This window comes from Kocuria rhizosphaerae, from assembly GCF_044462265.1.
GTDB classification, from domain to species: Bacteria; Actinomycetota; Actinomycetes; order Actinomycetales; family Micrococcaceae; genus Kocuria; species Kocuria rhizosphaerae.
Window position 1 is genome coordinate 62,593 of record NZ_JBISWL010000109.1, and the last position, 8,230, is coordinate 70,822.

Annotated in this window: 4 protein-coding genes; 1 reads left to right on the top strand and 3 read right to left on the bottom strand. The window is 72.2% G+C overall.

The annotated features are described in order from the left end of the window. Window positions 1-10 precede the first annotated feature (10 nt). The 3 genes from ACH9EU_RS12720 to guaB1 all read right to left on the bottom strand — a co-directional run bounded on the left by ACH9EU_RS12720 (window position 11) and on the right by guaB1 (window position 4,052). Window positions 11-1,084 carry a CNNM domain-containing protein gene (locus ACH9EU_RS12720; protein WP_396414281.1) on the bottom strand — a complete coding sequence of 358 codons (1,074 nt, stop codon included), beginning with the start codon at window positions 1,082-1,084 and terminating at the stop codon, window positions 11-13. After that, window positions 1,081-2,415 carry a CNNM domain-containing protein gene (locus tag ACH9EU_RS12725; protein WP_396414282.1) on the bottom strand — a complete coding sequence of 445 codons (1,335 nt, stop codon included), beginning with the start codon at window positions 2,413-2,415 and terminating at the stop codon, window positions 1,081-1,083. Before ACH9EU_RS12725 ends, ACH9EU_RS12720 begins: the two co-directional genes overlap by 4 nt. 164 nt (window positions 2,416-2,579) lie before the next feature. Beyond that, window positions 2,580-4,052 (bottom strand): GMP reductase, encoded by a 1,473-nt coding sequence (gene guaB1, locus ACH9EU_RS12730; RefSeq protein WP_396414283.1) that lies wholly within the window; start codon window positions 4,050-4,052, stop codon window positions 2,580-2,582. 275 nt (window positions 4,053-4,327) lie between these two features. Here guaB1 and ACH9EU_RS12735 point away from each other — a divergent pair, with 275 nt between their 5' ends. After that, window positions 4,328-8,170, top strand: a complete 3,843-nt coding sequence (locus ACH9EU_RS12735) for a multifunctional oxoglutarate decarboxylase/oxoglutarate dehydrogenase thiamine pyrophosphate-binding subunit/dihydrolipoyllysine-residue succinyltransferase subunit (RefSeq protein WP_396414284.1) — start codon at window positions 4,328-4,330, stop codon at window positions 8,168-8,170. Window positions 8,171-8,230 lie beyond the last annotated feature (60 nt).

Below are 8,230 nucleotides of genomic sequence, written 5' to 3' on the forward strand. Positions count from 1 at the left end.
CCCGGACGGGTCAGCGCGAGGGCTCGGACGGGTCCACGCGGCGCTGGCGCCGGTCCTGCGTGGTGTCCCGGATCTCCCCCACGAGCTCCTCGATCACGTCCTCCAGGAAGAGCACGCCGAGCGTGGTCCCGCCGGCGTCGATCACGCGCGCCAGGTGGGAACCCGTGCGCTGCATGGCCGCCAGGGCGTCGTCGATCTCGATGCCGGGGCGCAGGTTGGCCAGCGAGCGCACCCGGGTCACGGGAACCGGCTCGTTGTACCGGCTCTCGGGGATCGAGAGCACGTCCTTGAGGTGCAGGTACCCGTTGAGCTCGCCGTCGTCCCCGGTGAGCGCGAATCGGGAGAAGCCGGTGCGGGCCACCGCCTTCTCGACCTCCGCGGGGGACGCGTCCTCGGGCAGGGTGACCAGCTCGTGCAGGGGCACCATGACGTCGGCGGTCCGCTTGGACGAGAACTCGAGGGCCCCCGAGAGCAGGCCGGTCTCGTCGGCCACGGTGCCCTCCTTGGTGGACTCCGCCACGATGGACTGCAGCTCGTCCAGGGTGAAGGTCGAGGAGACCTCGTCCTTGGGCTCGATGCCCATGAGCCGCAGCAGGTGGTTGGCGGACCAGTTGAGCGTCGCGATCACCGGGCGCACGAGCCGGGAGACGAGCACGAGCGGCGGGGCCAGCAGCAGCACCGCGCGGTCCGCGGCGGACACCGACATGTTCTTCGGCACCATCTCCCCGAGGACCACGTGCAGGAAGGTCACCACGACCAGCGCGGTGAGGAACCCGCTGACGTCGGCGACCTCGGCCGGAACCCCGAGGTGGCCCAGGGGCCCGGAGACGAGGTGGTGCAGGGCCGGCTCGGAGATGTTGAGGATCAGCAGGGAGCACACGGTGATGCCCAGCTGGCAGCAGGCCAGCATGAGGGAGACGTTCTCCATGGCGTGCAGCGCCGTGCGGGCCCGTTTGTTGCCCGCCTCGGCCAGAGGCTCCACCTGGCTGCGCCGCGCGGACATCACCGCGAACTCGGCGCCCACGAAGAACGCGTTGCACGCCAGGAGCACCACGAGCCAGGCCAGTCCCGCCCAGTCGCTCATCGCGCACCCCTCTCGGCCGCGTCCTCGTCCTGCCGCGGCGCCGGCACGAACCGGATGCGGTCGACGCGTCGCCCCTCCATCCGCGAGACCGAGAGCACCCCGCCGTCGACGGGGACCTCGTCACCGGGCCGCGGGACCTGTCCCAGCCGGTCCATCATGAACCCGCCCATGGTCTCGTACGCGGCGCCGTCCTCGACCTCGAGCCCGTCGATCAGCTCGGACACCTCGTCCGGGCGCAGCAGTCCCGGGAAGAACCACTCGCCGGTCGCCGACTGCAGGGCGCCGAGGCTGAGCCGGTCGTGCTCGTCGGAGACCTCCCCCACGACCTCCTCCACGAGGTCCTCGAGCGTGACGACGCCGGCGGTGCCGCCCCACTCGTCGACGACGACGGCCATCTGCAGCCGGCCCGCCCGAAGCTGCACCAGCAGCGAGTCCAGGTGCACGGTCTCGGGCACGCGCAGGACGTCCTCCATGATGGCCCCGCACTCCAGGGAGGCCCGGCGCTCCGACGGCACGGCCACGGCCTTCTTGATGTGGACCACCCCGCGGACGTCGTCGGGGGAGTCGTCCATCACGGGGAACCGCGAGTGCCCGGTGCGGGAGGCGACCGCCACGACGTCGGCCACGGAGTCGTGGGAGTCGAGCATCTGCACGCGGATGCGGGGCGTCATGACGTCCGCGGCCGTGCGCTCCGCGAACGTCAGGGTCTTGGCCACGAACGCGGCGGTGCCGGCGTCGAGGGTGCCCATCTTCGCGGAGCGGCGGACCATGGAGGAGAGCTCCTCGGGCGAGCGGGCGCCGGAGAGCTCCTCCTTGGCCTCCATGCCGAACAGGTGCAGCACCCGGTTGGCCACGCCGTTGAGGGCCAGGACGAAGGGCTTGAACACGGCCGTGAACAGCAGCTGCGGGCGCGCGACCACGCGGCCCACCCGGAACGCCTCGGCGATGGCCCAGTTCTTGGGGACGAGCTCGCCCAGCAGCATCGACAGCAGGGTCGAGACGAGCATGGCGATGGCCAGGGTCGCGCCCCCCGCGGCGGCCTGCGACAGCCCGGTGAGCTCGACGATCGGCTCGCGCAGGAAGGACTGCAGCGCCAGGTCCAGCGTGTAGCCGGTCAGCAGCGTGGTGAGGGTGATCCCCAGCTGGCAGCTCGACAGCTGCGTGGACAGGGAGCGGAGGCACCGCAGCAGGGGCTCCGCCGCGCGGTCGCCCTCGGACACGGCCCGGCGAACGGTCGTCTGGTCCAGGGCCACCAGGGAGAACTCCACGGCCACGAAGAAGCCCGTGCCGAGGATGAGGAGCAGGCCGGTGGCCAGCAGGAGCCACTCCATCAGGCGCCGCCTCCGCCCGGGGCGCGGCGGGTCGGCGGGAGGCGATCGAGGGGTGCCGTGGGAGAGCCGGCGCGGGGGCAGCGGCGGGAGCCGCTGCCGGGCCGGCAACTACTGTACGAGTCCATGAGGGCACCAGAGTACCGGAGCGGTGCGCCCCCGCGCGCTCAGGACCAGCTCTCGGGGCGCGCGCGGCCCTCCTCGTAGCCGGAGCTCGACTGGATGCCGACGACGGCGCGCGCGGCGAACTGCTCGAGCGTGGTGGCGCCCGCGTAGGTCATCGAGCTGCGCACGCCGGCGGTGATGTGGTCCACGAGGTCCTCGACGCCGGGCCGCTGGGGGTCCAGGTACATCTTCGAACTGGAGATCCCCTCCTCGAACAGGCCCTTGCGCGCCCGGGCGAAGGCCCCCTCCCCTCGGGTGCGCTCGCGCACCGCGCGGGTGGAGGCCATGCCGAAGCTCTCCTTGTAGGCGCGGCCGTCCGCGTCGACGTTCAGCTCCCCGGGGCCCTCGTGGGTGCCGGCGAACCAGGAGCCGACCATCACCTGGCTGGCCCCCGCGGCCAGGGCGAGGGCGACGTCGCGCGGGTGGCGGACGCCCCCGTCCGCCCAGACGTGCCGGCCCAGGCCCGCGGCCGCCTCCGCGCACTCGAGCACCGCCGAGAACTGGGGCCGTCCCACGGCGGTCATCATCCGCGTGGTGCACATCGCCCCGGGGCCGACGCCCACCTTGACGATGTCGGCCCCGGCGTCGACGAGGTCCTGCACCCCGTCGGCGGTCACCACGTTGCCCGCCACGAGGGGCACGTCGGGGGCGGCCGCGCGCACCTGCTCGAGGGCCTCCACCATCTTGCGCTGGTGGCCGTGGGCGGTGTCCACCACGAGCACGTCGACACCGGCCTCGACGAGCGCCCGGGCCTTGCCGCGCACGTCCCCGTTGATGCCCACGGCGGCGCCCACCCGCAGCCGGCCCGACGGGTCGAGGGCCGGGGCGTAGATCGTGGAGCGCACCGTGCCCTTGCGGGTGAGCACCCCCACGACCCGCTCGCCGTCGAGCACCGGGGCCACGTGCACGCGGGTCTCGGCCAGCCGGTCGTAGACGGCCGCCCACACGTCCTGCGGGGCGTCGGCGCCGCCCCGTCCGGCGGAGACCGCCGCCAGCGGGAACACGGGGGCGTCGGTGCGCATGATGGAGCCCAGCTGGGTGAAGCGGTCCACCTCGGTGCAGTCGGCCGCGAGGACGACGCCCCGGAAGTCGCCGCCGGGGCCGCAGACGACCACCGCCCCGTGGGGACGCTTGTGCATGATCCCGAGGGCGTCGTGCACCGTGTCCTCGGGCCCGAGGACCACCGGGGTCTCGAACCGGGGGGAGCGCTCCTTGACCCAGGACGTCACCTCGGCGATGACGTCGAGCGGGATGTCCTGCGGGAGGATCCCCAGGCCGCCCCGGCGGGCGAGCGTCTCGACCATGCGCCGGCCCGTGACAGCCGTCATGTTCGCGGCCACCAGGGGGACGGTGGTGCCCGTGCCGTCGTGGGGCGAGAGGTCGACGTCGAAGCGGGAGGTGACGCGGGAGGTGGACGGGACGAGGAAGACGTCGCTGTAGGTCAGGTCGGTCGTGGGGTCGTTGAGGAATCTCACGCCCGCCAGTCTATTCGGCGGGCCCTCGACACGCGTCGTGGGCCCGCGGGCGGCGGACTAGCCATGCCGCGGCGCGGATCACTAGACTCGCCGGAGGTACGGCCGCGCCCGGTCCGAAGCACCGTCCGGCACGTCCCGCGGCGGACACCGGCGGCCGCCGCGGGCCACGGGCGGCGACGTGCTCCTGCGGCGGGACCGGATGCTGCTGGAACCGACACTGTGGAGACCGGGAAGAAGGCCTCCACGCGACCAACCATGGAAGAGGCGTATTCCCCGTGCCACATCAGCCACAGCACCCCATCCCTGAAGAATTCGCAGGTAACGAGTGGCTCGTCGACGAACTTTTCGAGAAGTACCAGTCCGACAAGAACGCGGTGGACAAGAAGTGGTGGCCGATCTTCGAGGGGATGAGCGCCGACGACGGCGCCGTCGCGGAGCAGCCCGCCGCCCGGACCTCGGCCCCGGCCGCGCAGCGGGCAGCGCAGCCCGCCGCCGCCGGCCCGTCCGCGTCCCGGAAGGCCTCCCCCCGGGCCTCCGCCCCGCAGACTTCCGCCCCGCAGGCCCCCGCCCGGGAGGCGCGGCCGGCCGCGGCCCCCGAGCCCACCAAGTCCGGCGCCAAGGCCGAGGGCCATCCCGAGACCGACGCGGGTGAGGCCGAGGCGAGGAAGCCCATCCCTGCCCAGCCCGTCCGCGCGCACGCCCCCGCCCCGGTCAAGGAGGCCCCGGCCGAGGACAAGGTCGTCAAGCTGCGCGGGCCCGCGAAGGCGGTGGCGGCCAACATGGACGCCTCCCTCACCGTCCCCACGGCCACCACCGTCCGCGCCGTGCCCGCGAAGCTGCTGATCGACAACCGGATCGTCATCAACAGCCACCTCGCCCGCAACCGCGGCGGCAAGGTCTCCTTCACGCACATGATCGGCTACGCCGTCGTCAAGGCCCTGGCGAACTACCCCTCGCAGAACGTCTACTACGAGGAGCAGGACGGCAAGCCCGTGGCCGTCCACCCGGCCCACGTGAACTTCGGCATCGCCATCGACATCCCGAACAAGGACGGCTCGCGCAACCTGGTGGTGCCCAACATCAAGGGCGCCGACGAGATGTCGTTCATGGAGTTCTGGAACGGCTACGAGGACATCGTCCGGCGGGCGCGCGGCAGCGCTTTGACCATGGAGGACTACCAGGGCACCACGGTGTCCCTGACCAACCCCGGCGGCATCGGCACCGTCCACTCCGTGCCGCGGCTGTCCAAGGGCCAGGCCTGCATCGTCGGCGTCGGCGCCCTCGACTACCCGGCCGAGTACCGCGGGTCCTCCCCCAAGACCATCGCCCGGCACGCGGTCTCCAAGATCATCACCCTGACCTCGACCTACGACCACCGCGTCATCCAGGGCGCGGGCTCCGGCGAGTTCCTGCGCCTGATCGAGTCCTACCTGCTGGGCGAGCAGGGCTTCTACGACGAGATCTTCGAGGCCCTGCGGATCCCCTACGAGCCCGTGCGCTGGGCCGTGGACAACCAGGTCAACCCGGAGATCCAGGTCAACAAGGTCGCCCGGATCCAGCAGCTCATCCACGCCTACCGGGTCCGCGGCCACCTCATGGCCGACACCAACCCGCTCGAGTACGTGATGCGCAAGCACCCGGACCTCGACGTGCGCACCTACGGGCTGTCGCTGTGGGACCTGGAGCGGGAGTGGCCCACCGGCGGGTTCGGCGGGGCCCCCGTGCTGAGCCTGCGCACGATCCTGGGCCGGCTCCGGGACGCCTACTGCCGCACCGTCGGCATCGAGTACATGCACCTCCAGGAGCCGGAGGAGCGCGAGTGGTTCCAGGAGCAGCTCGAGCACGGCTACCAGAAGCCCAGCCGCGAGGAGCAGTTCCGCATCCTCGGCCGGCTCAACGCCGCCGAGGCCTTCGAGACGTTCCTGCAGACCAAGTACGTGGGCCAGAAGCGATTCTCCCTCGAGGGCGGGGAGTCCCTCATCCCGCTGCTGGACGAGATCATCGCCGACGCGGCCGACGCCGGTCTCGCCGGTGTGGGCATCGCCATGGCCCACCGCGGCCGGCTCAACGTGCTGACGAACATCGCCGGGAAGTCCTACGCCCAGGTCTTCCGCGAGTTCGAGGGCAGCCAGGACCCCCGAACCACCGAGGGCTCCGGCGACGTCAAGTACCACCTCGGCACGGAGGGCACGTTCACCTCCGACAACGGCAACGAGACCCAGGTCTACCTCGCCGCCAACCCGTCGCACCTCGAGGCCGCCGACCCCGTCATCGAGGGCATCGCCCGCGCCAAGACGGACGTGCTGGGCGCCGGGCCCGAGGGCGACGGCACCTACCCCGTGCTGCCGATCCAGGTGCACGGCGACGCCGCCTTCGCGGGCCAGGGCGTCGTGGCCGAGGTGCTGCAGATGGCGCAGCTGCCCGGCTACGCCGTCGGCGGAACCATCCACATCATCGTGAACAACCAGGTCGGCTTCACGACGGCGCCCTCGGCCGCCCGCTCCTCCACGTACGCCACGGACGTCGCCCGCGCCGTGCAGGCGCCGGTCTTCCACGTCAACGCCGACGACCCCGAGGCCGTCACGCACGTGGGGCAGATGGCGTTCGCGTACCGGCAGGCCTTCCACAAGGACGTCATCGTCGACCTGGTCTGCTACCGGCGCCGCGGTCACAACGAGGGCGACGACCCCTCGATGACCCAGCCGCTGATGTACAACCTCATCGAGGAGAAGCGCTCGACCCGCAAGATCTACACCGAGAACCTCGTGGGCCGCGGCGACATCACCCAGGAGGAGGCCGACCGGGCCCTGAAGGACTACCAGGAGCGCCTGGAGCGCGTCTTCGCCGAGACCCACGAGGCGCAGACCTCGTCCATCCCGCTGGTCACCGGGGACTCCGCGGCGATCTCGAACATCGAGCGGCCCTCCGCGCAGCAGGCGGACTCCGGGGTCTCGATCCCGCGCAGCACCGCCATCTCCGGCGAGACCGCGCAGCGGATCGGGCAGGTGCACGTGGAGGTCCCCGAGGACTTCACCGTGCACAAGAAGCTCCGCAAGCTCCTGGAGCGCCGCGAGGCGATGACCCGCGAGGGCGCCGTGGACTGGGGCATGGGCGAGCTCATGGCCTTCGGCTCCCTCATGATGGAGGGCATCCCGGTGCGCATGTCCGGCCAGGACGTGCGGCGCGGCACGTTCACCCAGCGCCACGCGGTGTTCTACGACGCCGACACCGGCTCGGAGTGGACCCCGCTGAACCACCTCTCCGGGGACCAGGCGCGGCTGTCGATCTACAACTCGCTGCTCTCCGAGTTCGGCGTGCTGGGCTTCGAGTACGGCTACTCCGTGGAGCGGCCGGAGGCGCTCACCGTCTGGGAGGCCCAGTTCGGCGACTTCGTCAACGGCGCCCAGATCGTGGTCGACGAGTTCATCTCCTCCGCCGAGCAGAAGTGGGGCCAGCGCTCCTCCCTGGTGATGCTGCTGCCGCACGGCTTCGAGGGGCAGGGCCCGGACCACTCCTCGGCGCGGATCGAGCGGTTCCTGACGCTGTGCGCCGAGCGGAACATGATCGTGGCGAACCCCTCGACGCCGGCCAACCACTTCCACCTGCTCCGCCGCCAGGGCTACAGCCGCCCGCGCAAGCCGCTGGTGGTCGCCACGCCGAAGCAGCTGCTGCGCCTCAAGGCGGCCGCCTCCCCGATCGAGGAGTTCACCAGCGGCACGTTCCGCACCGTGATCGGCGACCAGGGCGGGCTCGAGGCCTCCGAGGTCACCGAGGTCGTCCTGGTCTCCGGGCGGCTCTACTACGACCTCGCGGCGGCCCGCGAGGAGCGTGGGGACCGGCGCACCGCGATCGTGCGCGTGGAGCAGCTCTACCCGCTGCCCGTCGCCGAGATCCGGGAGCAGCTCGCCAAGTACCCGGAGGCCCTTCTCACCTGGGCGCAGGACGAGCCCGCCAACCAGGGGGCCTGGCCGTTCATGGCGGTCAACCTGGTGCCGCAGCTCGACCGCCGGGTCCGGCTCGTGTCCCGCCCGGCGTCGGCGTCCCCGGCGAACGGCTCCGCCAAGCGGCACGCAGCGGAGCTCGAGACCCTGGTCCAGACCACCTTCGAGCGCGAGTGACCGTTCCGGGAGGCGGGGCCGCGCGCCCCGCCTCCCGTGCCCTCCCGGCGAGCCGGCGCC

Excerpts from the sequence above, each read along its gene's own strand:
- ACH9EU_RS12720 (WP_396414281.1), bottom strand. The coding sequence starts at position 1,084 with ATGAGCGACTGGGCGGGACTGGCCTGGCTCGTGGTGCTCCTGGCGTGC.
- ACH9EU_RS12725 (WP_396414282.1), bottom strand. The coding sequence starts at position 2,415 with ATGGAGTGGCTCCTGCTGGCCACCGGCCTGCTCCTCATCCTCGGCACG.